Source organism: Streptomyces sp. DH12 (assembly GCF_020873895.1).
Classification (GTDB): domain Bacteria; phylum Actinomycetota; class Actinomycetes; order Streptomycetales; family Streptomycetaceae; genus Streptomyces.
Map to the genome: position 1 here is coordinate 1 of NZ_JAHWGT010001695.1, position 385 is coordinate 385.

Below are 385 nucleotides of genomic sequence, written 5' to 3' on the forward strand. Positions count from 1 at the left end.
GTGTACCTGTACGAACGCCTCGGCGGCCTCCCGCTCGTAGCCCATCCGCTGGGCGAGCTGGTTGTAGAAGTTCTGCTTGCGGCTGCCCATGCCGCCGACGTACAGCGCCGTGTAGGGGCGGAAGGTGTCGGCGAGTGTGGCCACGTCCTTGTCGTCTCCCACGGCGAGCGGGACGGTCGGGCAGATGTCGAAACCTTCGAGGGTCTTGCCGGCCTTCTCGCGGCCCGCGCGCAGATGGCGGACGGCGGTGTCCTCCAGGTGGTCGGCGGACGGGAAGATCAGCAGGGCGCCGTCGGCGATCTCACCGGTCTGCTCGAGGTTCTTCGGGCCGATCGCGGCGATGTACAGCGGGATGTGCTCGCGCTGCGGGTGCACGGTGAGCTTG

The 385-nt window shown here is 68.6% G+C and carries 1 protein-coding gene; it reads right to left on the bottom strand.

Features of this window, described 5'->3' with window-relative positions; genetic code table 11:
• Nucleotides 1-385 (bottom strand): LLM class flavin-dependent oxidoreductase (locus LPA54_RS41775; protein WP_228985562.1); only part of this gene is annotated, 385 nt, incomplete at both ends.